General features: G+C 47.9%; 33 protein-coding genes. 31 read left to right on the top strand and 2 right to left on the bottom strand.

The window, feature by feature from the left end:
* Positions 1–2: 2 nt before the first annotated feature.
* The 11 genes from ligA to ftsB all read left to right on the top strand — a co-directional run bounded on the left by ligA (position 3) and on the right by ftsB (position 13,863).
* Entirely contained in the window at positions 3–2,072 is a 2,070-nt protein-coding gene (gene ligA, locus ACO0K8_RS03745; RefSeq protein WP_422945279.1) for an NAD-dependent DNA ligase LigA, read from the top strand.
* A gap of 58 nt (positions 2,073–2,130) precedes the next feature.
* Positions 2,131–2,664 (top strand): peptide deformylase, encoded by a 534-nt coding sequence (gene def / locus ACO0K8_RS03740; RefSeq protein WP_422945277.1) that lies wholly within the window; start codon positions 2,131–2,133, stop codon positions 2,662–2,664.
* A gap of 480 nt (positions 2,665–3,144) precedes the next feature.
* A complete protein-coding gene (locus ACO0K8_RS03735) occupies positions 3,145–3,990 on the top strand; it encodes a PA4780 family RIO1-like protein kinase (protein ID WP_422945276.1) in 846 nt (281 codons plus the stop codon).
* 204 nt (positions 3,991–4,194) lie between these two features.
* A complete protein-coding gene (locus ACO0K8_RS03730; protein WP_422945275.1) occupies positions 4,195–5,028 on the top strand; it encodes a TatD family hydrolase in 834 nt (277 codons plus the stop codon).
* Between the two features lie 4 nt (positions 5,029–5,032).
* The gene (locus tag ACO0K8_RS03725) at positions 5,033–7,480 is read left to right on the top strand and encodes a DNA internalization-related competence protein ComEC/Rec2 (protein ID WP_422945274.1); all 2,448 of its coding nucleotides are present in this window, start codon (positions 5,033–5,035) and stop codon (positions 7,478–7,480) included.
* A gap of 29 nt (positions 7,481–7,509) precedes the next feature.
* Positions 7,510–8,331: an alpha/beta fold hydrolase gene (locus ACO0K8_RS03720; RefSeq protein ID WP_422945273.1), complete on the top strand. Its 822-nt coding sequence runs from the start codon at positions 7,510–7,512 to the stop codon at positions 8,329–8,331.
* Between the two features lie 3 nt (positions 8,332–8,334).
* On the top strand, positions 8,335–9,309 hold the full coding sequence (locus ACO0K8_RS03715; protein ID WP_422945272.1) for a lipid A deacylase LpxR family protein: 975 nt from the start codon (positions 8,335–8,337) through the stop codon (positions 9,307–9,309).
* Positions 9,310–9,422: 113 nt separating this feature from the next.
* Positions 9,423–11,060, top strand: a complete 1,638-nt coding sequence (locus ACO0K8_RS03710; protein ID WP_422945271.1) for a CTP synthase — start codon at positions 9,423–9,425, stop codon at positions 11,058–11,060.
* Position 11,061: 1 nt separating this feature from the next.
* Entirely contained in the window at positions 11,062–11,916 is an 855-nt protein-coding gene (gene kdsA / locus ACO0K8_RS03705; RefSeq protein WP_422945270.1) for a 3-deoxy-8-phosphooctulonate synthase, read from the top strand.
* 252 nt (positions 11,917–12,168) lie between these two features.
* On the top strand, positions 12,169–13,452 hold the full coding sequence (eno, locus tag ACO0K8_RS03700) for a phosphopyruvate hydratase (protein ID WP_422945269.1): 1,284 nt from the start codon (positions 12,169–12,171) through the stop codon (positions 13,450–13,452).
* A 72-nt stretch (positions 13,453–13,524) separates the two neighbouring features.
* Positions 13,525–13,863 carry a cell division protein FtsB gene (gene ftsB, locus ACO0K8_RS03695; protein ID WP_422945268.1) on the top strand — a complete coding sequence of 113 codons (339 nt, stop codon included), beginning with the start codon at positions 13,525–13,527 and terminating at the stop codon, positions 13,861–13,863.
* 98 nt (positions 13,864–13,961) lie between these two features.
* Here the strand turns inward: ftsB and ACO0K8_RS03690 are convergent, their stop codons facing one another.
* A complete protein-coding gene (locus tag ACO0K8_RS03690; RefSeq protein ID WP_422945267.1) occupies positions 13,962–14,273 on the bottom strand; it encodes a DUF3693 domain-containing protein in 312 nt (103 codons plus the stop codon).
* A 235-nt stretch (positions 14,274–14,508) separates the two neighbouring features.
* Between ACO0K8_RS03690 and ACO0K8_RS03685 the strand changes: the two genes are divergently transcribed.
* The 20 genes from ACO0K8_RS03685 to ACO0K8_RS03590 all read left to right on the top strand — a co-directional run bounded on the left by ACO0K8_RS03685 (position 14,509) and on the right by ACO0K8_RS03590 (position 24,772).
* The gene (locus ACO0K8_RS03685) at positions 14,509–14,724 is read left to right on the top strand and encodes a hypothetical protein (RefSeq protein WP_422945266.1); all 216 of its coding nucleotides are present in this window, start codon (positions 14,509–14,511) and stop codon (positions 14,722–14,724) included.
* A complete protein-coding gene (locus tag ACO0K8_RS03680) occupies positions 14,721–15,065 on the top strand; it encodes a hypothetical protein (RefSeq protein ID WP_422945265.1) in 345 nt (114 codons plus the stop codon). The genes ACO0K8_RS03685 and ACO0K8_RS03680 overlap by 4 nt, the downstream gene beginning before the upstream one ends.
* On the top strand, positions 15,062–16,360 hold the full coding sequence (locus ACO0K8_RS03675) for a protein rep (RefSeq protein ID WP_422945264.1): 1,299 nt from the start codon (positions 15,062–15,064) through the stop codon (positions 16,358–16,360). Before ACO0K8_RS03680 ends, ACO0K8_RS03675 begins: the two co-directional genes overlap by 4 nt.
* 745 nt (positions 16,361–17,105) lie before the next feature.
* Entirely contained in the window at positions 17,106–17,432 is a 327-nt protein-coding gene (locus tag ACO0K8_RS03670; protein ID WP_422945263.1) for a hypothetical protein, read from the top strand.
* A gap of 80 nt (positions 17,433–17,512) precedes the next feature.
* A complete protein-coding gene (locus ACO0K8_RS03665; RefSeq protein WP_422945262.1) occupies positions 17,513–17,794 on the top strand; it encodes a hypothetical protein in 282 nt (93 codons plus the stop codon).
* Positions 17,791–18,246, top strand: a complete 456-nt coding sequence (locus tag ACO0K8_RS03660) for a hypothetical protein (protein ID WP_422945261.1) — start codon at positions 17,791–17,793, stop codon at positions 18,244–18,246. Before ACO0K8_RS03665 ends, ACO0K8_RS03660 begins: the two co-directional genes overlap by 4 nt.
* The gene (locus ACO0K8_RS03655) at positions 18,230–18,847 is read left to right on the top strand and encodes a hypothetical protein (protein WP_422945260.1); all 618 of its coding nucleotides are present in this window, start codon (positions 18,230–18,232) and stop codon (positions 18,845–18,847) included. The genes ACO0K8_RS03660 and ACO0K8_RS03655 overlap by 17 nt, the downstream gene beginning before the upstream one ends.
* A 100-nt stretch (positions 18,848–18,947) precedes the next feature.
* Complete coding sequence (locus ACO0K8_RS03650) at positions 18,948–19,082, top strand: hypothetical protein (protein WP_422945259.1); 135 nt, start codon at positions 18,948–18,950, stop codon at positions 19,080–19,082.
* A 242-nt stretch (positions 19,083–19,324) separates the two neighbouring features.
* Entirely contained in the window at positions 19,325–20,173 is an 849-nt protein-coding gene (locus tag ACO0K8_RS03645; protein WP_422945258.1) for a major capsid protein P2, read from the top strand.
* A gap of 14 nt (positions 20,174–20,187) precedes the next feature.
* Positions 20,188–20,472, top strand: coding sequence for a hypothetical protein (locus ACO0K8_RS03640; protein ID WP_422945257.1), 285 nt, complete (start codon positions 20,188–20,190; stop codon positions 20,470–20,472).
* 3 nt (positions 20,473–20,475) lie between these two features.
* Positions 20,476–20,742 carry a hypothetical protein gene (locus ACO0K8_RS03635; protein ID WP_422945256.1) on the top strand — a complete coding sequence of 89 codons (267 nt, stop codon included), beginning with the start codon at positions 20,476–20,478 and terminating at the stop codon, positions 20,740–20,742.
* Between the two features lie 15 nt (positions 20,743–20,757).
* Positions 20,758–21,327, top strand: coding sequence for a hypothetical protein (locus tag ACO0K8_RS03630; RefSeq protein ID WP_422945255.1), 570 nt, complete (start codon positions 20,758–20,760; stop codon positions 21,325–21,327).
* The gene (locus ACO0K8_RS03625) at positions 21,327–21,932 is read left to right on the top strand and encodes a hypothetical protein (protein ID WP_422945254.1); all 606 of its coding nucleotides are present in this window, start codon (positions 21,327–21,329) and stop codon (positions 21,930–21,932) included. The genes ACO0K8_RS03630 and ACO0K8_RS03625 overlap by 1 nt, the downstream gene beginning before the upstream one ends.
* Positions 21,933–22,385, top strand: a complete 453-nt coding sequence (locus tag ACO0K8_RS03620) for a hypothetical protein (protein WP_422945253.1) — start codon at positions 21,933–21,935, stop codon at positions 22,383–22,385.
* A gap of 73 nt (positions 22,386–22,458) precedes the next feature.
* On the top strand, positions 22,459–23,013 hold the full coding sequence (locus tag ACO0K8_RS03615) for a glycoside hydrolase family 104 protein (RefSeq protein WP_422945252.1): 555 nt from the start codon (positions 22,459–22,461) through the stop codon (positions 23,011–23,013).
* Complete coding sequence (locus ACO0K8_RS03610) at positions 23,010–23,378, top strand: hypothetical protein (RefSeq protein WP_422945251.1); 369 nt, start codon at positions 23,010–23,012, stop codon at positions 23,376–23,378. The genes ACO0K8_RS03615 and ACO0K8_RS03610 overlap by 4 nt, the downstream gene beginning before the upstream one ends.
* Entirely contained in the window at positions 23,378–23,563 is a 186-nt protein-coding gene (locus ACO0K8_RS03605) for a hypothetical protein (RefSeq protein ID WP_422945250.1), read from the top strand. Before ACO0K8_RS03610 ends, ACO0K8_RS03605 begins: the two co-directional genes overlap by 1 nt.
* A complete protein-coding gene (locus ACO0K8_RS03600) occupies positions 23,560–23,889 on the top strand; it encodes a hypothetical protein (RefSeq protein ID WP_422945249.1) in 330 nt (109 codons plus the stop codon). The genes ACO0K8_RS03605 and ACO0K8_RS03600 overlap by 4 nt, the downstream gene beginning before the upstream one ends.
* A gap of 10 nt (positions 23,890–23,899) precedes the next feature.
* Positions 23,900–24,070 carry a hypothetical protein gene (locus tag ACO0K8_RS03595; protein ID WP_422945248.1) on the top strand — a complete coding sequence of 57 codons (171 nt, stop codon included), beginning with the start codon at positions 23,900–23,902 and terminating at the stop codon, positions 24,068–24,070.
* Positions 24,071–24,298: 228 nt separating this feature from the next.
* The gene (locus ACO0K8_RS03590) at positions 24,299–24,772 is read left to right on the top strand and encodes a hypothetical protein (RefSeq protein ID WP_422945247.1); all 474 of its coding nucleotides are present in this window, start codon (positions 24,299–24,301) and stop codon (positions 24,770–24,772) included.
* Between the two features lie 47 nt (positions 24,773–24,819).
* Here the strand turns inward: ACO0K8_RS03590 and ACO0K8_RS03585 are convergent, their stop codons facing one another.
* Positions 24,820–25,197: a hypothetical protein gene (locus ACO0K8_RS03585; RefSeq protein WP_422945246.1), complete on the bottom strand. Its 378-nt coding sequence runs from the start codon at positions 25,195–25,197 to the stop codon at positions 24,820–24,822.
* Positions 25,198–25,458 lie beyond the last annotated feature (261 nt).

The raw sequence follows: 25,458 nt of genomic DNA, 5'->3' as shown, positions 1-25,458 counted from the left end.
CTATGCAAGATGATTTTTTTACGGCACCTGAAAGTGCCGACCGTTTGCTAAGTACCCCTGCTAGCCGTGCGGCACAATTACGTCAGGAAATTAATCGCCATGCCCATGCATATTATGTCGCCGATGCCCCCTTAGTTCCCGACGCGGAATACGATGCCTTGTTCTTAGAGCTGCAAACATTAGAATTGGCACATCCTGAATTAATTACTAAAGACACGCCCACTCAACGGGTGGGTGGCGTGGCGCTGCCTGAGTTCAGTCAGGTGCAACATGCTGTGCCTATGCTGTCTTTGAATAATGGTTTTGATGTGGCCGACATCATGGCTTTTGATAAACGCGCTAAAGATGGCTTGGGGGCGCAAGAAGAACTTGAATACGCCATAGACTTGAAATTCGATGGCTTAGCAATTAATTTGCGTTATATCGATGGGGTATTTGCACAAGCGGCGACACGTGGTGATGGTTATACCGGAGAAGATGTCACTGAAAATATTCGTACTATTCGCAGTATTCCCTTGCGCCTAAATACTGAGCATCCACCTGCGCTCCTGGACGTGCGCGGTGAAGTGCTGATGTTTAAAGCCGATTTTGATAGTTTAAATCAACGTCAACGCAGCGCCGGTAACAAAGAATTTGCTAACCCTCGTAATGCTGCTGCTGGCAGTTTGCGTCAACTTGATTCTAAGATTACCTCGCAGCGCAGCCTGCGTTTTTTCGCCTATGGCATAGGCGCGCTGGAGGCTGACTATCTGCCGCTCTCTCATCGCGACTTGCTCGACTGGTATCGTTCTTTAGGCATCCCAGTCTGTGAAGAAAATGCCGTCGTGCGAGGAGCTGATGCTTTGCTGTCGTTTTATACGCAAATTCAGCAAAAACGCACCTCGTTAGCCTACGAGATAGATGGTGTGGTGTACAAAATCAATGCATTTTCTGCTCAAGAAAAACTAGGTTTCGTCTCGCGCGCGCCGCGTTTTGCGATCGCACATAAATTCCCTGCGCAAGAAGCTTTGACAACGGTGTTAGATATCGAGGTTCAAGTTGGCAGAACCGGCGCCATCACGCCCGTTGCCAGACTCGCACCGGTCTTTGTCGGCGGTGTTACGGTGACCAACGCTACCTTGCATAACGAGGAAGAAATTCAAAGAAAAGACATACGTATAGGCGACACGGTAAGCGTCAGACGAGCTGGAGATGTGATCCCTGAAGTGGTGGCGAGTTTAATCGATAGACGCCCCGCGAATGCTGCTGTTTTTGTTATGCCTAGCCTATGTCCCATCTGCGGATCTTTGATCGTCAAGCTTGAAGATGAAGCCATTGCGCGCTGCTCAGGCGGTTGGCTGAAATGTGCTGCGCAAAAAAAAGGTGCTTTGTTTCATTTCGCCTCGCGTAAGGCGATGAACATTGATGGCGTCGGTGAGCAATTAATTGAACAATTAGTAGACAAGCAGTTGATCACTACCGCCGCCGACCTTTACCAATTGGATGCTGTCACCTTGCTGACGATGGATAGAATGGCAGAGAAATCGGCGGCAAATATTCTGGCAGCATTAGAAAGCTCGAAATCGACTAGCCTTGCACGTTTTATTTATGCCTTAGGTATACGCCACGTGGGTGAGACTACAGCAAAAGATCTGGCACTTAGTTTTGCTGATATTGATGCGCTGATGACGGCCAATGAAGAACGATTATTGAATGTTACTGAGGTTGGTCCGGTTGTCGCGAAATCTCTTTTACAATTTTTCGCTGACCAGCAAAATGTGGACATAGTCAGGCAATTGATTGCATCCGGTGTACATTGGCCGAAAGTGAATCAGTTCAACGATACTAGCTTGCCACTACTAGGAAAAACCTTGGTGTTGACTGGCAGTTTGCCAAATTTAAGCCGCGAGCTAGCGAGCGCGTTGATAGAGAAAAACGGTGGTAAAGTAGCAGGCTCCGTGTCGAAAAAAACCAGTTACGTAGTTGCTGGTGATGATGCCGGAAGTAAGCTATTAAAAGCCCGAGAATTGAATATTCCCGTATTAACTGAAAGTGAGTTGCAACAATTGTGTAACTCGATACCAGAGCAATAACATGCCTCTACGATACTGCCAATTTTTTTATCTTGTTTAGCTCAAAAAGGTGCTCGCTATGATTCATCCAATACTAAAAATGGGAGACGCGCGCTTGCTGCGCGTTGCACAGCCGGTTTCAGAGTTTAATACCCCTGAATTATTGGCCTTGATTGCGGACATGTTTGAAACGATGGCGCACGCAAATGGGGCCGGTTTGGCTGCGCCACAAATTGGCGTGGATTTACGCCTGGTTATTTTCGGTTTTAAGAATAATCAGCGTTACCCAGATGCGCCTACCGTGCCAGAGACGGTGTTAATTAATCCGGTACTGACTCCCTTATCCGAGGAGATAGACGAGGCCTGGGAAGGGTGCTTATCGGTCCCTGGTCTGCGTGGGTTGGTGCCGCGTTGGAGTAAATTACGCTATCAGGGAATGAATCAATACGGTGAGAGCATATGCCGCGATGTAGATGGATTCCATGCGCGGGTGGTGCAGCATGAGTGCGATCATCTCGATGGCAAGTTATACCCCACGCGCATCAGAGACCTCACTCAATTTGGCTACACTGAAGTGTTATTTCCTGAGATGGATCCCGATCAGGACGACTAAGCGAATGAGTGAGTGTTCAACAGCTCGAGTGGACGAAAAAATGTGACTCGTCAAAGTTTGCCGAAAAACGATCAAACTTAGCACGAGTCATTGCAGCTACTATTGATGCTTGGTCGCTTCTTTTTTCAGTTTTTTCGCTTCTTTTTTTTCTTTCGGCGATTTTGCTGGTTCTTTTTTTACCGCTTTTTTACTGTCTTGGGCTTTGCTCATGATTTTGGCTCCGGTAGTGGACGTGAACAACGATATTGTCGCTAACTTACCCGCATATTATAGAACAGTTATAGATCAGACCGACAGTCTAGCGTGCATCTTGGTACTATTCGTACTCAGATGTTTTACATGCTAGTTCAATAATGCCATAGTGATGCATGGTTAATATTTTCTTGATGAAGGATCCAGGAAAAAAAATTCCTTCTTCAACTCTGTATTTTCACCTTCGTCTTACAAACTAAATTAGAAATTCAAACTCTTTCGTACTCAATGAAAACACCAAAAAGAATACAGCCACTGGTAGAAGAGGGATTGGTCGATGATGTGCTGCGTCAACTCATGAGCGGCAAAGAGGCGACCGTGTATGTAGTGCGCTGCGGCGAAGAAATCCGCTGTGCAAAAGTATATAAAGAAGCTAATCAACGTAGCTTCCATCAAGCAGCATCGTATCAAGAAGGTCGCAAAGTAAAGAATAGCCGGCAGGCGCGCGCCATGGAAAAAGGCACACGCTATGGACGTAAGATGCAAGAAGAAGCTTGGCAAAACGCCGAAGTCGATGCACTGTATCGTCTGGCGGCAGCTGGCGTCAGGGTACCTAAGCCTTACATCTGTTTTGAGGGTGTACTGCTGATGGATCTGGTAACCGACGCCGCTGGCAACGCGGCGCCTAGGCTCAACGACGTAGAACTCAGCGAGTCTCAAGCATTGGATTACCACGCGCAACTCTTGCATCAAGTAGTCTTGATGCTGTGTGCAGGCGTGATACATGGGGATTTGTCTGAATTTAATATTTTAGTCGACGCCGATGGCCCTGTGATTATCGATCTGCCCCAAGCCATTGATGCCGCCAGCAATACAGAAGCGGCCGTTTTGCTAGAGCGCGACGTGGCTAATCTTGCCAGTTATTTCGGGCGTTTCGCACCGCAGCTAAATCACACGCAGTACGGCAAGGAAATGTGGGCTTTGTATACGGCAGGCTTGCTGAGAACAGACACAGCGTTAACAGGGCGCGTCGCAGCAGAAAAACGTCCAGCCAATGTCGGTGCGGTTTTGCACGAGATCCAACTGGCCAGACGTGAGGAAGAAGACCGGCAACGTTCGCAGCAAGAAATGTAGTCATGTCTTCGTGCCGAGCCGTTCAGTTCGTCGCGGTTTTTTTAAAATCGACATGCCCTGTTGCGCAGTATCCATGCGCCCTACAGGCCAGATAGGCTGGAAACCCGCATGGATATTGCGCGACAGGGCATGGCATTAAATAAGAATGAATCTTTGCTGCCTAGCTCTTATTGAATTCCAAATAAATTTTTAGGATGCGCTCGTATGTGGATCGATAGCCATTGCCATTTGGATGCTGCTGAATTTTCCGGGCAATCTCTTGTTTTGGCACAGCAAGCGGCCTCAGCTGGAGTGTCAGCCATAGTGATACCGGCAGTACATCCTAGTAATTTTTCGATTGTGGCCGAGTTGGCGCAGCAGGCGACAACATGCTTCTACACCTTAGGAATACACCCCATGTATGTGCCTGACGCACATGAGGATGATTTGCAGGCATTACGAAAAAATATTCAAACTTTAATCTCAATGCCGGAATTAGCATCAGGGTTTGTCGGAATCGGCGAGATAGGCTTAGATTTTTTTGTGCCCGCCCTTACCCAAAGTCCTTTAAAAGAAAAACAAGAATTCTTCTTCACTGAGCAATTAAAAATCGCCCGTGATTTCGATCTGCCGATATTAATGCATGTGCGCCGGTCTCAAGACATTATCCTAAAACACTGCAGGCGGATTAGAGTCGCAGGTGGCATTGCCCATGCATTTAACGGCAGCGAGCAACAGGCTCAGGCGTTTATTGGACTAGGATTTAAACTGGGGTTTGGCGGCGCGATGACCTACCCACGTGCTTTGCAAATCCGCAGACTGGCAGTGAGCTTGCCGCTTGATGCCATCGTCCTCGAGACCGATGCACCCGATATTGCGCCTCATTGGCTGGCGCACGGCATCAACAGTCCGGTCGAGTTGCCAAGAATCGGGGCAGTTTTGGCTGAATTACGCGGCGTATCGCCAGTGCTTGTCGCAGCTCAGACTAGCGCAAATGTAATGGATGCTTTGCCCAGGATGGTTTTGCCCAGAATCCCACTATCATCAGACGCACACTGAGCGTATGCGTACGACCATCATAGGCTTTGTTCTTGGTGTCGTATATTTGCAGCAACAAGCCGATTTACTAGCTCTACACGCACTGTTTGCTGGTCTGTTGCTCGGGCTTGCAGCATTACTGTTTACATGGCGTTTGGGCCAGGCTTACGACTTGGCGTCACACGCTATTTTTCGCTGGTCGTACCGCATCTGCGGATGTGGCTTTGGTGCGGTATTAGGGTTTGTGTGGGCCTCATTATTCGCTACTTACTATCTATCTGAGCAGTTGCCAAAGGAGTGGGAGGGCAGGGATATTACTGTGATCGGTGTAGTCAGCAGCTTGCCACACCATTTTCAGCAAGGGGTGCGTTTCAATTTCAAGATTGAACAAACCCTACCAGAGCCCGCACTAGCGGCGAAGCTACCCGAAAACATCGCGCTGGCCTGGTATTTATCACCAGATTCGGCAGCGACGACAAGTGCTATCGGTGTGCTCAATGCAGGAGAACGTTGGCAGTTCACCGTTAGATTGAAGCGCCCTCATGGCAATGCCAATCCTTTGAGTCGTTTTGATTATGAGGTCTGGCTATTAGAGCAACAATTACGCGCCACCGGCATCGTAAGGCCAGACGGTGCGTATAAAAATCAGCGTATTGATGCCTTTGTCTGGAATCTGAATAACCTGATAGAGCGGAGCCGATCCTATTTACGGCAACGTATACAAAGCGCCTTGATCGGCGCTCCTTATGCTGGCGTGATAGTCGCTCTGGTGATCGGAGATCAAAGAGAGATCGCGCAATCAGATTGGAAAATATTCAATCGCACAGGTATATCTCATCTGGTGTCAATTTCAGGTTTGCACATCACCATGCTGGCCGGCTTGTTTGCAGGGTTGACGCACTACCTGTGGCGACATTCTTTTTTTACCAAGGCCCAATTACCCTTGTATTTGCCTGCACAAAAAGTCGCCGCCTTGGCTGGATTCGCGATTGCACTATTGTATGTGGCGCTAGCTGGGTTCGGGGTGCCAGCTCAACGTACACTATATATGTTGACGGTGGTGGCGCTGGCTATGTGGGCCGGTCGTTTAACTAGCCTCTCACATATCTTATGTCTGGCTTTGCTCGCGGTACTGTTAGTCGATCCATGGGCGGTGTTGTGGCCAGGGTTTTGGTTGTCGTTTGTGGCGGTGGGGATGTTGATATTTGCCGCTGGTGCGCAGTCCACACCCGGCTCAGAGGTAGGTTGGCGAAGTAAGGTGCTGGCTTTACTGAGGGAGGTAAGTCGCACCCAATATGTGGTGACTTTGGGCCTACTACCGTTAACCATGTTGTTGTTTGGTCAGATTTCATTGATTAGTCCACTGGCTAACGCTATCGCTATTCCATTGATTAGTCTTGTGGTGACGCCTCTAGCATTACTAGGTAGTGTGCTTCCTGCGCCTTTTTCACTGGGTCTATTGCAGTTCGCTCATTTCTGTGTGTTGGTTTTGGCCCGAATTTTGGAGTTAATGAGTCAATATGACTTTGCCGTGTGGCGTGCTCCGATACCGCCTTTTTTTCTATTTCTGGTCGCCATACTCGGGACACTTTGGCTATTGGCCCCACGTGGTTGGCCATTGCGATGGCTAGGTCTATTCTGTTATTTTCCACTTTTCATCAATACCGAAGTAGCGCAAAAGAAAGGAGAAATGCTGGTGACTGCCTTTGATGTCGGCCAAGGCATGGCTGTACTGGTGGAGACTGCGCAGCATCGCTTGTTGTATGACACCGGCCCCTATTATTCTCCAGAGTCAGATGGCGGTAGCCGCGTTGTGCTTCCTTATTTCAATGCACGCGGCATCTCACATCTTGATACTTTAGTGCTCTCTCACAATGACAACGATCACTCAGGCGGTGCTTTAAGCATACTTGCTGCGTTGCCAGTGGCCTTATTGAGTTCTTCATTAAAATATGAAAGCGCAATCGTCACTAAGGCTGCCAGACATAGTCGTTGCACTGCCGGCCAGGCTTGGGAGTGGGACGGGGTGCGCTTTGAAATGCTGCAGCCAACTGCAGCAAGTTATGACAGTGATAAATGGAAACCCAATGCCAGAAGCTGCACGCTCAAAATTTCTACGCCAACTCTTTCACTTTTGTTGCCGGGTGATATAGAGGCAATACAGGAAGATGAAATGCTCAATAGCATAGCTCCCAAATTAGCCAGTACCGTATTGCTGGCGCCGCACCATGGTAGCGGTACCTCATCAACTGCCGCATTCTTGCGCGCGGTTCAGCCTCAAGTGGCCATATTTCAGGTCGGATATAGAAACCGTTATCATCACCCCAAACCTGAAGTCTTTGATCGCTATGCGGATTTTGGAGTAAACCGTCTAAGAACAGACGAAGCAGGGGCAATCACATTACAATTCGGAACAACATTGGTCATTTCCGAATTTCGCACCGAACATGCTCGTTATTGGTATCGACATTGATACTCGCATCGTGTGTGCAATACCTATTTATGCAGATACCTACTTCTATTGCCAGCAAGCCGATTCTTCACTTTGTTCATGCCAATAGTTTTCCGGCTGGAACCTATGCGGTATTTTTTCAACATCTTAGAGAGCATTATGATGTGCGCGCCCTCGAGATCCACGCGCATAATCCGGCATATCCAGTGACGGACGGCTGGCCGCATCTGGTGCAAGAATTGATAGACACCTTGACGCAGCAATATCAACGCCCCGTTATCCTGGTAGGCCATTCGCTGGGAGGAATTTTGGCATTTATGGTCGCGCATCTGCGTCCCGATTTGATCAGTTCTGTGGTGGTACTCGACTCACCTTTGGTTGGTGGTTGGCGTGCCCTGACCTTGAATTTATTTAAAAAATTTGGACTGGATAAGAAATTTTCACCAGCGCGTTTTTCGGAAAAGCGTAGAAATATCTGGAAAAATGAGGCTGAAGCTTACGCACACTTTGTCAGTAAAGAGATGTTTGCGATCTGGCCTACGCAGGTACTGAAAGATTATGTCAGTTGTGGGATGAGTGCGCACGAAGAGGGTGTCACTTTACGATTTACGCGTGAGATCGAGAGCCAAATTTATCGCACCTTACCGCATCATTTGGGCGCAATTGCCAGACAAGGGGTAAAGGTGCCTATAGGTTTTGTCGGCGGTGATGACTCGGTAGAGTGTCGACAAGCCGGGTTGGAGGCGACCCGGAAATTAGTCGGCAAAAATTTTGTTAGAATTCCAGGTGGGCATCTGTTGCCGATGGAAGTTCCTGCCGAGACCGCTAATGCTGTACATGCGATGATTAACGGATTTAAATTGAAGGTCTAAAAAATGCACCTGCCAGCCAAAATGCAAATAAAGTTAATTGGCAAACGCCAATGCGCTTCGACTATCCTGATCATCTCACTTTTCGCTCTCTGCAATCAAAGTTTGGCTGTAGATGTCCTCCCATCTGTGGACGAGTGGAGTCGGGTCTCTGCAAGTGGAAGCACGGTTTATAAATTGGCGATAGATAATGACAGTTTATTATTGAAGAAAGACGATGGTTTTTATACCAGCGGCAGTCAAATTTCAATTTCAAAAGTCCTCAATAGCGATAATCGATCTCTGACCTACGGCTGGAAAATCGCGCAAGACCTTTACACTGCCTCAGATATCAAGCTGTATCCGAACCAGCTCTCGCCTATCGACCACCCGTATGCAGGCTGGTTGTATACCGGCATATTTAAAGAACTGAGTGAGTCTAATGGGCAAGGATGGGGTTTGGGTTTGGATCTGGGATGTTTCGGTCCTTGCGCGGGTGGGCGACGGACTCAGACTCAATTGCATAAGCTGCTCGATCAGCCCTTGCCGCAGGGATGGGATACACAATTACGTCAAGAGTGGGGTGTGGTTTTATCTGGCGAATGGCGGCCAGCGCGCTGGTCCATTAATCAGCATATCGATGTGAGCCCTGGTATCAAGGCGCGTTTTGGGAATATCTTCACCGATGCCAGTGTGGGGGCGATTTTGCGTTTAGGTAGCTTAAATGCGCTACCCGAGCAACCCGGGAATTATGGTTTTTTACGAGGTGAAATAATAGCCATTGGCTATGACGCTACACTGCAAGGTGGCTACTTCAATAATCAACAACTGGCAGTAAATCCGAAATCGGCAGTGACGGAACTGGAGTTGGGTTATCAATGGCGTGGTGCAACATATGGTTTGTATGCCTCAATAATCCGCCGTAGCAATGGAATTAAGGAGTTGGATAATTCTACAGGTGCGCAAAATTTTGCTCGCTTACAATTTATTTATGGCATGTAACTTTAATAAAAAGCACAGATAAAACATTAAAATATCTGTTGTGAATTGGCATTGCAGTATCTACGTGGGGTATAATTCGAATTTCCCGCTTGTGCCGTCTGGCACCTTCTGCAATGACCAAGTTTGTATTCGTTACTGGGGGCGTAGTCTCCTCATTAGGCAAAGGCATTGCTGCTGCCTCTCTCGCTGCGATTCTTGAATCGCGCGGTCTTAAAGTCACCATGCTTAAGCTCGATCCGTATATTAACGTTGATCCGGGCACCATGAGTCCTTTCCAGCACGGTGAAGTGTTCGTCACAGATGACGGCGCTGAGACCGATCTGGATTTGGGCCATTACGAGCGTTTCATCACAGCCAAGATGAAAAAAGTGAATAATTTCACTACCGGTCAAATTTATGAATCTGTGATTCGTAAAGAACGTCGCGGTGAGTATTTGGGCAAAACTGTCCAGGTTATTCCGCACATCACCAATGAAATTCAAGATTACATCTATCGCGGCGCAACCGGCTACGATGTAGCTCTGGTCGAAATTGGCGGTACTGTCGGCGATATCGAATCCTTGCCGTTCTTGGAAGCGGCTCGTCAATTGAGCTTGCGCGCTGGCCGTCATTCTGCCGCCTTTGTGCATTTGACCCTAGTGCCTTTCCTGGCCTCGGCTGGCGAATTAAAAACCAAGCCTACTCAGCACAGCGTGCAAAAATTGCGCGAAATCGGTATTTTCCCTGATGCCTTATTGTGTCGTGCCGACCGCCCAATCCCGGATGATGAGCGCGCCAAAATCTCCCTGTTCTCTAACGTGCCGGAAGACGCAGTCATCTCTGTTTGGGATGCAGATACCATCTACAAGATTCCACAAATGTTGCACGATCAAGGCCTGGATAAGATCGTTTGCGACAAGTTGGCATTGTCACCGCAACCGGCAAATCTGGAAATGTGGGACAAACTGATTTACGCTTTAGAGAATCCTAAAGAAGAAGTCACTATCGGCATGGTCGGTAAATATGTCGACTTGACCGAGTCTTACAAATCATTGACAGAAGCCTTGCGTCACGCAGGTATACACACAGAAAGCCGTGTGAATATCGAGTACGTAGACTCCGAAGAAATCGAGGCGCACGGTACTAAGGCCCTAGAAAAATTCGATGCTATTCTGGTGCCAGGCGGTTTCGGTAAGCGTGGTGTTGAAGGCAAAATCATGGCGGCCCGTTATGCGCGCGAACACAAAATTCCTTACCTTGGTATCTGCCTCGGAATGCAAGTTGCGCTGATCGAATACGCTCGCAATATGGCTGGTTTAACCATGGCAAATTCGACCGAATTTGATATGGAAACCGAACAACCGGTAGTGGCTTTGATTAACGAATGGCAAAACCATGACGGCAAGGTAGAAACCCGCGACGAGAATTCGGATTTGGGTGGAACCATGCGTTTAGGTGCGCAAACTTGCGCAGTAAATCCTGGTACATTGGCGGCTGAGATTTACGGCAATGTTGTCACCGAGCGCCATCGTCATCGCTATGAAGCAAACAATCATTATCTGGCGCGCGTCGAACAAGCAGGTTTAATTGTTTCTGCACGTACACCAACTGAAGATCTGTGCGAAATCATGGAGTTGCCACGTGATGTGCATCCTTGGTATTTAGGCGTGCAATATCATCCAGAGTTCAAGTCGACGCCACGTGATGGACATCCTTTGTTCATCTCATTTGCCAAGGCGGCGATTGCCCATAAAAAAGCGAACGGACAATAACATGAAGCTTTGCGGTTTTGATGTCGGCCTCGACCATCCTTTCTTTCTCATTGCGGGCCCATGCGTCATTGAGTCCCATCAAATGGCGCTCGATACTGCCGGCGCCTTGAAAGAAATGACGACTGCCTTAGGTATCCCTTTCATTTACAAATCCTCTTTCGATAAGGCTAACCGTTCATCCGGGACCTCCTTTCGGGGGTTAGGGATGGAGAAGGGCTTAGAAATTTTGGCTGACGTCAAAAAGCAATTGAATGTGCCCGTATTGACCGATATCCATGCGATAGACGAAATCAAACCGGTAGCAGCCGTGGTGGATGTATTGCAGACACCAGCGTTTTTATGTCGCCAGACTGATTTTATTCAAGCATGTGCGCAATCGGGGATCCCGGTCAATATTAAAAAAGGGCAGTTTTTGGCACCGCACGACATGATTAATGTCATCGCCAAAGCCCGTGCCGCAGCTAAAGAGGTCGGTTTGTCCGAAGATCTTTTCATGGCATGTGAACGCGGAGTCTCGTTTGGTTACAACAATTTGGTATCCGATATGCGTTCGCTTGCCATCATGCGTGAAACCAATTGCCCTATCGTATTTGATGCCACCCACTCGGTGCAGTTGCCAGGCGGGCAGGGTACATCATCCGGTGGACAGCGTGAATTCGTTCCGGTATTGGCACGTGCTGCAATTGCGGTCGGTGTTTCTGGCCTATTTATGGAAACCCATCCAAACCCGGCAATGGCCATGTCTGATGGTCCTAACGCGGTTCCGTTAGGTCGCATGAAAGAATTACTATCGACTTTGATTGACCTTGACCGGGTGGTGAAGAAAAATGGGTTCCTCGAATCCAGTTTTACTTGATTTATTGCGTGATGTAAGTCCCGCCCGTACAGACTCAAGTTGCGGGCGGTGAAGATAAAAGCTTTTGAGTCTATCGACCGAAAGAATCTCTGATAGTAATGCCGTCAAGCGCTGCCATCATATTCTTGTCATTATCAAAAATCAAAATGTCGTTTTATCTAAAAAACCGTTGCATGTAACGGCGAAACCAAACCACATTATTTTGTTTTGTTGGCGAATTTGTTAATTAAATTGATCGTTTAGGAGAATTGAATGAGTGCTATTGTTGATATTATCGGTCGTGAAATCATGGATTCACGTGGTAACCCTACCGTTGAATGTGATGTTTTGCTTGAATCTGGCGTGATGGGGCGTGCCTCTGTACCTTCAGGTGCATCGACCGGCAGCCGCGAAGCGATGGAATTGCGCGATGGTGATAAGTCACGTTTTCTAGGTAAGGGCGTACTCAAAGCCTGCGAGAATATCAACACTGAAATAGCCGAAGCGATCATGGGTTTAGATGCTAATGAACAAGCATTTTTGGATCGCACTTTGATCGATTTAGATGGCACAGAAAACAAATCACGCTTAGGCGCGAATGCAATGTTGGCCGTCTCTATGGCTGTTGCCAAAGCAGCCGCAGAAGAGGCTGGCTTGCCCTTATATCGTTATTTTGGTGGCTCTGGTGCTATGCAAATGCCTGTACCGATGATGAACGTTATCAACGGTGGTGCGCATGCTGACAACAATCTTGATATTCAAGAATTCATGATTATCCCGGTTGGCGCACCTAGCTTCCGCGAAGCTATACGTTACGGCGCAGAAGTATTTCATGCGCTGAAAAAAATCCTGCACGACAAAGGTCTGACCACTGCTGTTGGCGATGAAGGCGGTTTTGCACCATCGGTTGAAAACCACGAATCTGCTATCAAATTGATTATTCAAGCGATCGAAGCGGCTGGCTATGAGCCAGGTACACAGATCGCTCTCGGTTTGGATTGCGCCGCTAGCGAATTTTACAAAGACGGCAAATATCATCTGGAAGGCGAAGGCCTGACATTGTCGTCAACTGATTTCACTAATTTGTTGGCGACCTGGGTCGACAAATATCCTATTATCTCTATCGAAGACGGTATGGCCGAAGGTGACTGGGATGGCTGGAAAATCTTGACTGACAAACTTGGAAAAACCGTGCAGATCGTCGGTGATGATTTGTTTGTGACAAACACCAAGATTTTTAAAGAAGGTATACAAAAAGGCATTGCCAATTCTATTCTGATCAAGATCAACCAAATCGGCACCTTGACCGAAACTTTTGCGGCAATAGAAATGGCAAAGCGCGCCGGCTATACGGCCGTGATCTCACATCGTTCCGGTGAGACAGAAGACAGCACAATTGCCGATATCGCAGTCGGTATGAACGCCTTGCAAATCAAAACAGGGTCGATGTCCCGTTCGGATCGTATGGCAAAATACAATCAACTATTGCGTATAGAAGAAGATTTGGGTGAAGTAGCGAGCTATCCTGGCCGTGACGCATTCTATAATTTGAAGTAATCAATATTCGAATCAAGGGAGAACCTCAGTTCTCCCTTTTTATTGTCTTTCTTTTTGACACACTAAAACTCAATGCGCTTACTTGCCATCGTGTTGGTCTCCTTATTATTGCTGATTCAATATCCACTCTGGCTGGGCAAAGGTGGTTGGCTACGCGTTTGGGATTTGGACAAACAAGTGACATTAGCGCAAAATAAAAACGAAGAGCTGAAAGAGCGAAATAATAAACTCGCTTCTGAAGTTGAAGACTTAAAGTTGGGTACAGGCGCAGTTGAAGAGCGCGCTCGCTTTGAATTAGGAATGATTAAAAAGGATGAGATTTTTGTGCAGATACTTAATGCAGGCACAGAAATAAAATCCAACGCAGCACCAGCCTTAGGAGATAAGCCAATTGTGAATGCTGGACATTAATAAAGTACAATTATTCTCAGCGGATAAATAATCCATCATTTCGCATAATTTATATTCTGGAAATTAGCACCCTTTACCTCACATCATCACGCCAAGAGCTAAGCTGGGCGCGGGGTGCTGCATAATGTGAGGGTCTTAAAACCCGTGGAAAATTTTTCCATTACGGACAACCAAACAGCCTTTAATGCGGGGTCTTTCTCGCGTTCTGCGTGCATCTCCGCCAGCACTATTGCGGGTTCTTTCTTTATTATTTTTGCAATGCTTAATGCCGTTGCATCGCCCATTGTTGTCTTGCCGTTTGTTAGGCTACTTATGTTACTTCGTGACATTCCAATCTCTTTAGCGAGCGCGTAATCGCTCTCTATGCCTAGGCAGATTTTCGCCTGTTTCAAATAGTCCATTGTGTTCATAGTTTCTCCTTGTCTATGGCTAGGCCGTCTATCTCTAGGCGGGTGTACGGATGATAGTTGTATGTCGCCTAACGTTCAAGGTGTTATTGCATAAAACGTTTTAAGGCATTGACACGTTCTAGTGCATAGAACTAGTATCGCGTTACCCGAAGGATTCATTTGTTTCCTCCTTGTCGAATTTGCGCCTGATCCGCGCTTCCTTCGGGTATCTCTCGACGAGGCTACAAGGTGCACGATGAATTCTATTTCTACACAGTATTTAATTAACGCTGCAAGGCTCCGAATTGTTCCTGGTCGAAGCCAAGAGCAGATAAATGCAGATTGCAAGCATTTTGTTATGTTTCTATCTGGATTTATTCACGGTGTGTGTCCTGATCTTGCGTTAGCGCTTGATGAACTTAGTAGTTCCTCTCTCGATGGCTTGGAAGAATTTGCAGGTTCCAAAGCGTGAGAGCACAATTTAACGTAGCACCAACGGGGGCGCATGCTAGACACTGCGCCCCCGTTCCTATTCGTAAGCTGGCTGCCGTCCAGGCATCGCAAGAACTCCAGCTCCCAAAACCTTTATCAGAATTCGCTTTAGCCGAAGTGGTCGAGGCTATGCGTTTGCTCGGTTCCGCAGAGAGGCGCATAGATGCCGCTGTGGGCGCTTTGCAGCAATGCCGCCTCCCGGTTGACTATTCCGTATTTAAAACGCTTGTAGAGGCGCTGGATGCTGCGCACGCGGCTTTAGAGCCTTTGCCTTTGGCCTCAGCTGTTGCCGAAGCTAGACTGCGTGGTATCACCTTATGACCTCCATAGAAAACGGCTCTAATAACCTTGGTATTAATGGTAAATCGATAAACCCACCTTTAGAATCAACAACTTACACGGCATTTGTGAAGGATTCGGGGCGCTTTAGAAAATACGATCTTTTGCGCACTGCCCAGGGTGTGCTTTACGATGGCGCAAAAGAAATGCGTGACCAACACAGAACGTGCTGGTGTCATCGTGGGGTCGTCAATACCTCAGACACAGTTTCGATATTTCGCCAGAACGATGGCGGCATGGCGCGCGTGCATGGTGTGCCTACTTGTAAATCGGTATGGGCGTGTCCGGTATGCAGTGCAAAAATCTGCGCGGTGCGTCAAGCCGAGTTATCCGGTGCTATGGCTGCATGGATTAAGCAAGACGGTTACGTGTGGTTGATGACTTTGACTTTTCCGCATGAATATCACCAGGCACTAGCGGGCCAACTGCCGAAATTCACTAAGGCTAAGGCCTACTTTAAAAACTGCAAGACGTATAAGCGTATCCTGTCTAAGGGAGTGCGCAAGGGTTCTGTTACTTCGCTCGAGGTCACTGTAGGCCTGAACGGCTGGCACCCACACCAACATGATTTGGTGTTTGCTACGCCTGACGCTTTCGGCACGGTGCACGAAGATTTGTCGGGTTCTCTGTCGTCTGCTCTCATTGATGATCTCAAATACGCTTGGTATGTGGCGCTGTTGAAATCGGGCTTGTGTGAGCGCGACCAAATGAGCGATGTTCTCAAGCATGGCCTTGATGTCCGTGGCGGCCAATATGCTGCTGAGTACATCGCAAAATTCGGGCGTGATCAGCAATGGGGTTTGTCTCGTGAAGTCACTATGCACGCGTCAAAAGTCGGTAGTGATCAAAAGGGCGCGCATCCGTTCCAGTTGATCGCCTGGGCCGAAAATGGCGATGCTCAAGCGATGGCGCAATTTAGGGAGTATGTCGAGGCGTTCGAAGGCAAGCGCATGCTGTCCTGGTCACGTGGGCTCAAAAAAGCACTGACCGGCACCGACGAAATCAGCGATGAGCAAGCGGCTGATCTGAAAATGCCTGAGGAATCTCGAGTCGGTGGCATCAATAGCGAACAACTCAGTGTTTTGCAATCGCGCAAACTGCTATCGAATTTCCTAAATTATGTGGCCGATTACTGCGACGATGTGGCGCTGTCACAGCAAGACATTAACGACTATATCCGGTGGGCGCGGACGGTGCCAATCAATGCGAATGGCACGGTGAAAACTAAGTTGTTTTCGAGAGGCTTTATGTTCACTAATCGAGAAGGGCGGGAGTGATGGAGTATGTAAAAAATATCGTCGTTTCCGCTCTTTATGTGCGTAATGACTCATTCTATAAGACTCTTCCCGGCGTTGATTGCTGGGACGTGGAACGTGATGCTAGGTTATCGACCGGCGATGCTCCAGTTGTAGCGCACCCCCCGTGCCGCGCCTGGGGGCAATTAAGACATATTGCTAAACCGCGACCAGGCGAGAAAGAGCTTGCATTGATCGCAGTTGAGCAAGTTCGTCAACGTGGTGGAGTTCTTGAACATCCGGCTCAGTCCAGTTTGTGGGCTGTGGCTAATTTGCCAGCGCCTGGGCACAGGGATGAGTTTGGCGGTTGGTCGATTGTTGTTAGTCAGTACTGGTGGGGACATCGTGCAGAAAAAAAAACGATTCTTTACATCGTCGGGATTGAGCCGAGCCAATTACCTGATATTCCGTTCGTTATGGGGGAGGCCCCGTGTGTTGTCGCAAGTAGCGGCCGGCGGAGAAACGGGAGTAGATGCAAACGCCGGCCAGAGATCACGAAGCGAGAGAGAGAGGAAACGCCGCCCATGTTTGCGCAGTGGCTAATTTCTATAGCTTCGCGTTGTGATAAGCGAAATATTCACTAAAGAGGGGATTTTATGGGATTGGAGGAAGAAGGTCTAAAAATTTGGACATCGTACAAGCGTTTTATCCCTGGGGCTGTGAAGTCCTTTTTATTAAAAGTCGCTATTCATTGTGAATGGCAAAAACTAAAGAGAGAACTAGAAAAATGAATAAACTAATTTTAGCTTTGACCGCAATCATGGTGGGGTTGCAAAAGTTGGAAGATGAATGTCAAATTCGATCCCCTGGGGAAGTCGTTTTTAAGGAAACAAAAAACGGTGTACAGGCCTTGCTTAACGAAAGTATCGAACAGGCTGCTATGCCTGATCCTGTAATGCCTATTCCGCTTCCTTTGGGTGATGCTGAAAAAATGTTTCTAACCGATGTCATCAAGGGCATTGCCGCGCGACTGGATAACATCGAAACAAAAGTTGTATCGCTTTCCGCGCCTGCCGTGGTGCCTGGCGAACCTTTGGCGGCTCCAGTCGGCTAGGGAGTCATCCAGTTGGCGGCCTGGGCTTAAATAAAACCGCCATGATCACCCTAAGACAAGGAGAGTTGAAGGGGTAATAAATGGCTTCTGAAATGCTCGGTCGTTCGGCCTGTCCTGAGTGCGGTTTTTCATCTGCGCACATCAAAATTAAAACTGATAAAGAGGGTGCACACCCTTACCGCCACTGTCCAGACTGTGGATCTCAGTATTTCACCAAAAATAAAACGCAAGGCGATTTGTTGCGGTCGAAAATCAATTCTGGTTCTGCGCCTGTGGTGGCTGCTCCTGTGGTGGCTGTCGAAAATATCGTACTTCCTCCTATTGAAAAATCTCAGCGTATGGTCTTCGGGGTTCTGGTATGAATACCGAAGATCAACCGGCCGCATCTCTCACGCCTGAACAGGCGGCCTTGCTCGCACATGTCACCAAAGTGGAAAGCGAAATAACTCCCGACATCGATCTTCATGATGAGCATGGAAATCCGGTGCCGCCTGAACCTACGCTTGAAGATGCAGCAGCAGAAAATGCCGCGATTCTAAGCGTGTTGTTAACGATGCTTGCGCCTGCTATGCCTTTCCTTGATAAATGCTATCCGCCTGAAGTTGTAGACCACATTGCCGGTGCTTATACAGCGGTAGAAGTTAAGCATGGTTGGAATGCGCGGCAATATCTATCGGTCGAGGTGCAGCTTGCTATTGTCGCCTTGCCGCCTACTATTCTTGCCTTTGCTCTGGGTAAGAAGTATTTCGAAAGCAAGCGCGCGCAAGAGGCCACGGACGTGACGCCACGGGGGAATGATGGCAGTAACGAATGACGCCAAGATTTGGGCTTTCATCGCCCAGTCGGGAATGGGGAAGGGCGTTTTAATGAAAGCGGCATTACGCAAGCTAAAGCCTAAGCGCATCATAATCCTAGATACGAAAGACGAAAACGGAGAATTTGGCGAGATGGTGCCTAGTCTGGTCACATTGGCTAAGGGCTCTTTTCAGCCCGGCTTTAAACTTCGGTACCGGCTCCAGGCGCTAGACATAAAAGGGCGTAAAGCAGAATTTCAAGCGGTGTGTCGCATCGCTAGTGCAGCGGGCAATTGCGTATTCATGATTGAAGAGCTGGGGCGCTACACCACGCCTAGCTACGCGCCCCCGGCCTGGGCTGATTGCTGCAATGATGGTCGGCACGATGGGTTGCATATTATTGTTGCTAGCCAGTTTCCTGCTCAGTTGGATAAATCGCTCATGGGTAACGCTACAGAGATTTGGTGTGGTCACCTGGGAGAAGAGCCGCACAGGGTCGTCATGGCGCGCAAGATGGATGTCGACCAACAGCAAATAAAAGACCTGCAAAAATTTCAGTTCCTACATTACGATCGCGATGCACGCACCGTGCGCCAAGTTGTTGCAAAAATCCCCCGTTAAAACCCTCTCAATAACCCGCTAGGCATAGGCCGTATAAGCCTATTTCTAGCGGCGTATCACACTCTATTTTTCTTTGTTTTGCCTCGCTATTCTGGGGGCTATGAAATATTTTCCAAGTCTCGATAAATTAAGCCAGGAAGTCATCGCAACAGGTTTTGCTTTGATCGTTGTTTCTTTTCTTGTCGCAAAAATTCCGGCTTTGAAAAAACTCGTAAAAGAATATTCAACCGATTAATAGGAGAAGCAAAGAAATGATGACTTACCTGAAACAAGCGGCTTTTGTGCTGGCAGTGGTTGCCGTTGCAAAGCTGGTTAATAAGAGTGTGACTATTCCGGTCATTGGCGATTATTTACCTAAATAAGCCCATGAAAGAATATCTAAAAACAGCGGCCATTACTCTGGCCTTGATCTGGGTGGCCAACCAAGTGGCACCTACTCGCAACCTAGTGCAGCGCGCACTCACCGGACTATAATTCATGTTTAATAAACCTCTTGCCCAACCTATCGGTGTCGCTGCCGGTCAAATCGCTACGATTACTTTAGCGGTCGAGGCGCTTACCTTGACGGGCGTTAAGTTGCTCCTGGGTGGCACCACCTTTGATAAAACCAAGATTGATCGCATCCGCGTAAAAATCGGCTCTCGTGTTTTGTGGGACTTAACCGGTACACAAATTAACGCTATTAACAACTATAAAAATGCGGCCGATAGTGCCAAATATTTGTATTTAGATTTTGTAGAGCGTGACCAGGCTGTATTTCCGATTAAGGAAATCGGTGGTCTTGATCTGATGGCCCTGATGGGTATTGGTGTGGTCACGATTGATATTTACATCAATGCCGGTGCTGTTGCTCCAACCATAGGCGCTATTGGTTACTTTGAACAATCGCAGGGTAATCCTGCAGTGTTGAAGTACATCCCATTTACGGCCTCTTACAACGTGTCCGGTAAATTCACTTTGCCTTTGTCGTTCCGTGGTGCGGTGCTTAAGCGTCTGTATGTGTTTTTCTCAGGCACTGCCTGGACTGTTGGCGCGAATGGAAACATTGCGCGTGTTGAGGCGAAAAAGAACGGTACCGTGTTTTTCGATCAGTCGGACCTAGACAATCGTTTCGATCAAGCGAACTACAAGAAAGTACCTCAGGCTGGTGTGTATGTCTGTGATTTCATCGTAGACAACAACCATGACGCGCACATTACTACTATGCGTAGCGTCAACGGCAATTTGATCTATGACGCTTTCGAGTTCAATACGACTATCAGTGACGCTGGTGGTGCTGCTTTGACAGTGGTGGCCGAAGTGCTGGACGCTGCAACTAATCTTTAAGCAAAGGGGAGAACATGCCTGTATCAACTCTTGATCAACAGGCATTGTTTGCGGGGGCTAACTATAGTCGGATTCCCGCAACTATGCTTAACGACCAGGCGACATCTGACGACGACTTCGGAACGATGTTGACTAAGGGAATCCGCGGTGCTGCTGCCAATGCAATCAACGGCATGGTGAACGGTGCGTATGCGGACGGCCAGTTACAAAATCAGGGCGCAATTTCTTTGCAAGCGAGTGGTAACAACATGAATTTGTTGATACTGGCTGGTATCGCATATTTTCTTTTCAAGGGTTAGTCAATGATTCCACTGCCTAATATGAGTTTGAATGTGTCCGATAAAAAGGACTTGAAGAACGACACCAATGCGACTACTGGTGTTGATCTTTCCACGCCTTGGAATCAGGTAAAAAATATTCAGATCCACGGTAGCGGTGGTACTCAAGGGGCTACCGCTTCTGTTGAGACGAAAAAAGATACTAGCGGGAGTTTGTCCGATGTAGGTGGAATCCCGTTACCTATGCTTTTGATTGCTGGTGGTGCGTTTTTGTTGCTGCGTTCAAAATAATAAGAAAGTAAAAACATGTCCTTTTTTGGAAAGCTTCTAGGATTTGGTGGTGACAATAGCGGGAATGATACTACCAAAAATTCTACGGCTGTCACTACTAGCACATCAAGCAATACTCAGCAAACCGATAACAGTATGGTTATGGGTGATGGCTCTGTGGGATCGTTTAGTGGTGCTGGGAATGTCCTCGATAAGCGGGTTATCAACAACACGAGTTTTTCGGACTCGTCAAACCGTAGTACTAATTTTGAAGACAATTCAAACAAAGTCACCAATACGACTGTGACCGATTTTGGTAGCGTTGGCGCTGCGCTGGCGGGAATGGGGGCTACATCTACCACGGCAATTAATAATGCTGGTGGCGCGGTCATGGCTGCCTTGCAAAGTCTAAGTAAGCAGAGTTCAGACAATGCTGGCTTGATGAAATCCGCTTTTTCTTTCGCTGGGGATGCTACGGCGGCGGCGGCTAGTTCCGCTAAAACCATCTCAGAATCGGCTACCGCAACAGATCAGACAAAGTTAGTCAAAATGTTGGCGATTGCTGGCGTGTGCGTGGTGGGCTTGATGGCGTGGGGGCGTAAATAATGCAAATCTATCCTTTTCAATTCGACGCCACCAACAACGCTAAGCCTGTATCTGCATTGGCTGATTTGTTTGTCTATGAGTCTGGTTCTAGTGCCGGTGATACGCGTATCAAAGTAAAGCCTGATAACGGGGCGGAAATCATCTTGAAGCCTGGGCAGAGATTCCGAATTTCAGAAGGCAGGGCGCAAATCTGGTATGTCAGTTCGTATGACGGTGTTTCTGTCATCAACGGCAATTTGATTGTGGGATCTGGTGATTTTGGTGACGCTGCCACATTCGCCAATCAGGCTACGATCGTTAACAACGCATCTCAGCCAATTTTTCAAACGCAGGTGCCGCCTGTCTCTCTGGTCAATATTGCGCCTGTTGTGGTCGGTGTGGCGCAAGTGCTCGCTAGTGCTGCTGGTTCATATCGCCGTTTGATTTTTCGCAATGCTGGTGCAATGGGAAATATCGCCATAGGCGCGGCTGGTATCACTTTGGCGAATGGAGCAATTTATCTGGCACCAGGTGAGGTTTATATTGAAGATCAGGCGGCGGCTTTAGCATGGTATGCAATTGCTGATATGGCCGGTTGTTCTCTCGCTATTCAAGGAATGAACTAAATGTCTGGTATATCAAAGAAAAATTCAAGTTCTGTGCCGGGGTTGATTTTGGACGTAAGGGCGCCGAGCAATGGTGCATCCGGTGGCGCTACGATGCTATTTGCCACTGTAGACAATACGCAAGAGCTTGCTGCTTATGCGGCTAACTATTCGGCGGCAACGGGTATCTATACAGTGCCGGTGGGTGGTCATAAAAATGTACGAATTGTGTGCAACTTAACCATGTCAATACCTGCTAATAATGGCACAGTCAATGCGTCAATCATGGTGAATGGAGTTGCTAGGTCATTGACGACCAATCCAACGGCGTCCGCTCTTGCTGCATTCTCAGCTAGGTTCGATTTGAATTTGAAAAATCTCGTTGTGGGTGATCTGATAAAAATTACAACGTCCAATGTAACTACGTCAAGCGTTGGTGTTGCGGCTGATTTTATGCAGATATTCGCTTCTTAGCATGCGTGGTGTGTTCACTATTGCCGCGCTCGTCGCTGCTTACATCATTGTGAAGTCAGCGAACGATAACGGTATGCTCGATTTTGATCCTGATAATCAAACCGGCAATTTGTTAGACCAATTGCCAAACCTAACGGATTTTATGAAAACAAATAGCACTAGATCAGATACGAACAGGGCGGCTTTTCTGGCTGCATTGCGCTATGCCGAGGGCACGCAATCAGACGAGGGCTATCGGGCGTTGTTCGGCTGGCGGCTTGGTAACGGTAAAACGTTTTCTAGTTTTGCCGATCACCCTAAGCAATTTTTTAACTATACAAATCTAGCCGGTGCGGTCATTCGCACTAGTGCGGCCGGTGCGTATCAGATCACCGCGACGACCTATGATTTGCTGTGTAAGAAATACGGCTTTACGGGCTTTGGTCCTGATGTCCAGGACGCTATGGCTATGCAGCTTATTGATGAGAAAAATGCTTTGGACGATATTGATTCTGGGCGCATTGAATCCGCAATTAGTAAATGTCGTCGCGTCTGGGCTTCGCTGCCGGATAGCGGCGTCAATCAACCAACGCGCAGCCTGCAATCAGTTGTGGCTGCGTATCAGAAAGCAGGGGGCATGCTCGCATGACTACAATGAAAAACAATGATTTGCTCATTGGTGCGGCGCTCATTATCGGTGCGCTCTACTACAGCAAACAGGCTAAGGCTGGATTTATCGGTGCGCCAAATGCTGGGCTGCCTGGCTATCAAGGAAACGGCAGCATGCCAGGTAGTGCTGGCTCTGGTAAGGCGCAAGTGTTGGGCGGCATCGCAGGGGCTACTGCGAAATGGCTCTTAGATAAAGCAACTTCCTCGCCCATTACTAGCGGTGGTGACTACTATAATTATCTGAAGGATCCTAATTACATAGGTAATCAGGCTATACAAGAAAAGGCATGGGGGAATGATCTTGGATTGCCTGACGGTGGGACAGATGAGTGGACGGTAGGCTAATGGACCGGCAAACGCTCATGATCGTTGGTGGTCTGGCTATTTTCTACGTGATGAGTAAAGAACGCGAATGGTCGGCCAAGATTGACCAGCTGAACGCTAATACTCGCCCAGTCGGTGCTGTGGCCGGTGCGGTCGTGCCGTGGTTGGATTCTCTGGGCGCTTTGATAAAAGGGGCTGCAGCATGAAACTCAGTTTCGACAATTGCACGACGATTGCCAAAGTAGGGCTTGTTGTCCTGGTTGCGGCGTATGCGTGGAAGCGGGGCGCGGGCGGCATCGTTGGCGATATAGGCGACAAGCTGGCCAGTGTCGTCATGGACTTTTCCAGCCAGGCAGGGAGTGCGGCTGTAAGAGGTGTTGAGGCTGTAGTGGCTGTGCCGCTCGATGTCTTCGGGGTTGTCCCTGCAAAGACACCGGCTGGGAATGACAAGTGGGTGAAAACAACGCCGTGGTCCAATCCGGACAATCCAGTTGCGGACAATGACTCAGGCATTAATTTTGGTTTATTTTGAAAGTGAAAATATGAAATTTTGGGCAAATCGTTTTAAAGAGCCGTCTAGCTGGGCGGGTATTGCGATGTTAGCTAGTGCGGTCTTTGGTGTTCCTGTGAACACTACTCAGGTAGTCGTCAATACTGTGACGGCGGTGTGTGGTGCCGTTGCGTTCTTCGCTCCGGAGAAAACCAGCGTATGAATTTTGAGCAAATAATGCAAATGTCCAATGTCTTAGTCATACCTGCATTGGGCTACATTATTTTGCTTGAAAGGCGCATCACTCGCATGCAAATGCAGATTGAAAATTTACTTGAAACCTTGAAAGCAAGAAAATGAAAAAGAAAACACCACCACGAAAGTCTAACGGCCAGTTCCGCAAGCGTAAGAAGTAAGTGTAAAATTGCAACTCTTTCATGAAAGGGAAGCAATGAACAAAACCATGATTGCCGCTATCTCAGCGGCATTTTTCTTATCTGCATGCGGTGGCGGTTCTAGTACGCCATCTACGCCTTCTATAATGCAGCCTGCACCTACCACGGTAACCGGTGTAATTACTCCAACCGTAACAGCCGTGCCGCCTTCAAATGTTGGTGCTGTCAGTATCAACTCTAAAGTTATCAGTATCAGTAACGGGGGCGGTAAATACTTGTTAACCCCAGTTTCTGGCGCGGTTCTCTCTTTGTCGGGGGATTCTAATACTCTCCAAATCAGCGCGGGTGCAATTCTGGGTACCGTTGCTATTAGCGGGAACGAAAACAATATTATTCTGCTAGGTGCCTTGACTGTGACGACGCTCACGGTAACCGGCCAGAAGAATACTATTTGGATTCCTGAAGGTGCTACTGTCAATGTTGCTAACTCTATGCTGGTCAGTAATGTAGTGAAGCACTACAAGCCATAAAATCATTGGCCAACGAAAAAAAAGCCCACCGGATCCGGTGGGCTTTTTTATTTCCGGTACTGTTTCAGTATCAATTCGTTTTGTTCTTTGATAAAACCTTTTCCGCAATCGTTCTGTTTCAATTTCGCTGCCTTTCTAGCTTTTACATCGTAGTTGTTGGGAAAATGCAACAGGTCGCCACGAAATATTCCGAGCTTCGCTAAGGTCGGTTCTGCGCGCATTTGTTGCAATTCCCTATACTTCTCTAGGCGCTCTAGGCGGAGAATTTCCGGCACCCACCAGGGGCATTTTTTTGCGCCAGATAACCAATCTTTTATTGTTCTTTCATCGCGTTTTAGATGCTTTGCTAATGCCTTTATTTTCCAGTCTGAGGCGTAATAAATCAGGTGGTCGATGTCGGCATATCGTTGATTTGGGTATCTCATATCACTTTCTTTTGGGCAATAAAAAAGACCGTAGTCTAAACGGTCTTTTTTTTGTTTCTTCAGGTGCTAATTTCGCATAATTTATATTATGTAAAATTGCATGCGTAAATTCACTGCATTAATAGAAGCGATCGGTATTTGGCACCTACTTCACCTTGAAACGCACCTTCATCTGGCGTTGGCCATGCCCTAGTGTCTATAGTCTTACCTGCTACAACCCTCTTCGAGAAACCTTCGGAATTTTCTACACAATCATTCGCC

The organism is Undibacterium sp. Ren11W, assembly GCF_049340485.1.
GTDB lineage: Bacteria > Pseudomonadota > Gammaproteobacteria > Burkholderiales > Burkholderiaceae_D > Undibacterium.
Note: the sequence above shows the minus strand (reverse complement) of the source record. Positions and strands in the feature narration are given on the sequence as shown.

Coding starts and splice junctions, on each gene's coding strand:
- ACO0K8_RS03625 (WP_422945254.1), top strand. CDS start 21,327: ATGCAAATCTATCCTTTTCAATTCGACGCCACCAACAACGCTAAGCCT.
- ACO0K8_RS03585 (WP_422945246.1), bottom strand. CDS start 25,197: ATGAGATACCCAAATCAACGATATGCCGACATCGACCACCTGATTTAT.
- ACO0K8_RS03650 (WP_422945259.1), top strand. CDS start 18,948: ATGAAATATTTTCCAAGTCTCGATAAATTAAGCCAGGAAGTCATCGCA.
- eno (WP_422945269.1), top strand. CDS start 12,169: ATGAGTGCTATTGTTGATATTATCGGTCGTGAAATCATGGATTCACGT.
- ACO0K8_RS03630 (WP_422945255.1), top strand. CDS start 20,758: ATGTCCTTTTTTGGAAAGCTTCTAGGATTTGGTGGTGACAATAGCGGG.
- kdsA (WP_422945270.1), top strand. CDS start 11,062: ATGAAGCTTTGCGGTTTTGATGTCGGCCTCGACCATCCTTTCTTTCTC.
- ACO0K8_RS03665 (WP_422945262.1), top strand. CDS start 17,513: ATGGCTTCTGAAATGCTCGGTCGTTCGGCCTGTCCTGAGTGCGGTTTT.
- ACO0K8_RS03660 (WP_422945261.1), top strand. CDS start 17,791: ATGAATACCGAAGATCAACCGGCCGCATCTCTCACGCCTGAACAGGCG.
- ACO0K8_RS03590 (WP_422945247.1), top strand. CDS start 24,299: ATGAACAAAACCATGATTGCCGCTATCTCAGCGGCATTTTTCTTATCT.
- ACO0K8_RS03735 (WP_422945276.1), top strand. CDS start 3,145: ATGAAAACACCAAAAAGAATACAGCCACTGGTAGAAGAGGGATTGGTC.
- ACO0K8_RS03615 (WP_422945252.1), top strand. CDS start 22,459: ATGCTCGATTTTGATCCTGATAATCAAACCGGCAATTTGTTAGACCAA.
- ACO0K8_RS03595 (WP_422945248.1), top strand. CDS start 23,900: ATGAAATTTTGGGCAAATCGTTTTAAAGAGCCGTCTAGCTGGGCGGGT.
- ftsB (WP_422945268.1), top strand. CDS start 13,525: ATGCGCTTACTTGCCATCGTGTTGGTCTCCTTATTATTGCTGATTCAA.
- ACO0K8_RS03730 (WP_422945275.1), top strand. CDS start 4,195: ATGTGGATCGATAGCCATTGCCATTTGGATGCTGCTGAATTTTCCGGG.
- ACO0K8_RS03635 (WP_422945256.1), top strand. CDS start 20,476: ATGATTCCACTGCCTAATATGAGTTTGAATGTGTCCGATAAAAAGGAC.
- ACO0K8_RS03670 (WP_422945263.1), top strand. CDS start 17,106: ATGAATAAACTAATTTTAGCTTTGACCGCAATCATGGTGGGGTTGCAA.
- def (WP_422945277.1), top strand. CDS start 2,131: ATGATTCATCCAATACTAAAAATGGGAGACGCGCGCTTGCTGCGCGTT.
- ACO0K8_RS03610 (WP_422945251.1), top strand. CDS start 23,010: ATGACTACAATGAAAAACAATGATTTGCTCATTGGTGCGGCGCTCATT.
- ACO0K8_RS03675 (WP_422945264.1), top strand. CDS start 15,062: ATGACCTCCATAGAAAACGGCTCTAATAACCTTGGTATTAATGGTAAA.
- ACO0K8_RS03655 (WP_422945260.1), top strand. CDS start 18,230: ATGGCAGTAACGAATGACGCCAAGATTTGGGCTTTCATCGCCCAGTCG.
- ACO0K8_RS03640 (WP_422945257.1), top strand. CDS start 20,188: ATGCCTGTATCAACTCTTGATCAACAGGCATTGTTTGCGGGGGCTAAC.
- ACO0K8_RS03605 (WP_422945250.1), top strand. CDS start 23,378: ATGGACCGGCAAACGCTCATGATCGTTGGTGGTCTGGCTATTTTCTAC.
- ACO0K8_RS03600 (WP_422945249.1), top strand. CDS start 23,560: ATGAAACTCAGTTTCGACAATTGCACGACGATTGCCAAAGTAGGGCTT.
- ACO0K8_RS03715 (WP_422945272.1), top strand. CDS start 8,335: ATGCACCTGCCAGCCAAAATGCAAATAAAGTTAATTGGCAAACGCCAA.
- ACO0K8_RS03645 (WP_422945258.1), top strand. CDS start 19,325: ATGTTTAATAAACCTCTTGCCCAACCTATCGGTGTCGCTGCCGGTCAA.
- ACO0K8_RS03620 (WP_422945253.1), top strand. CDS start 21,933: ATGTCTGGTATATCAAAGAAAAATTCAAGTTCTGTGCCGGGGTTGATT.
- ACO0K8_RS03710 (WP_422945271.1), top strand. CDS start 9,423: ATGACCAAGTTTGTATTCGTTACTGGGGGCGTAGTCTCCTCATTAGGC.
- ACO0K8_RS03685 (WP_422945266.1), top strand. CDS start 14,509: ATGAATTCTATTTCTACACAGTATTTAATTAACGCTGCAAGGCTCCGA.
- ACO0K8_RS03725 (WP_422945274.1), top strand. CDS start 5,033: ATGCGTACGACCATCATAGGCTTTGTTCTTGGTGTCGTATATTTGCAG.
- ACO0K8_RS03720 (WP_422945273.1), top strand. CDS start 7,510: ATGCAGATACCTACTTCTATTGCCAGCAAGCCGATTCTTCACTTTGTT.
- ligA (WP_422945279.1), top strand. CDS start 3: ATGCAAGATGATTTTTTTACGGCACCTGAAAGTGCCGACCGTTTGCTA.
- ACO0K8_RS03690 (WP_422945267.1), bottom strand. CDS start 14,273: ATGAACACAATGGACTATTTGAAACAGGCGAAAATCTGCCTAGGCATA.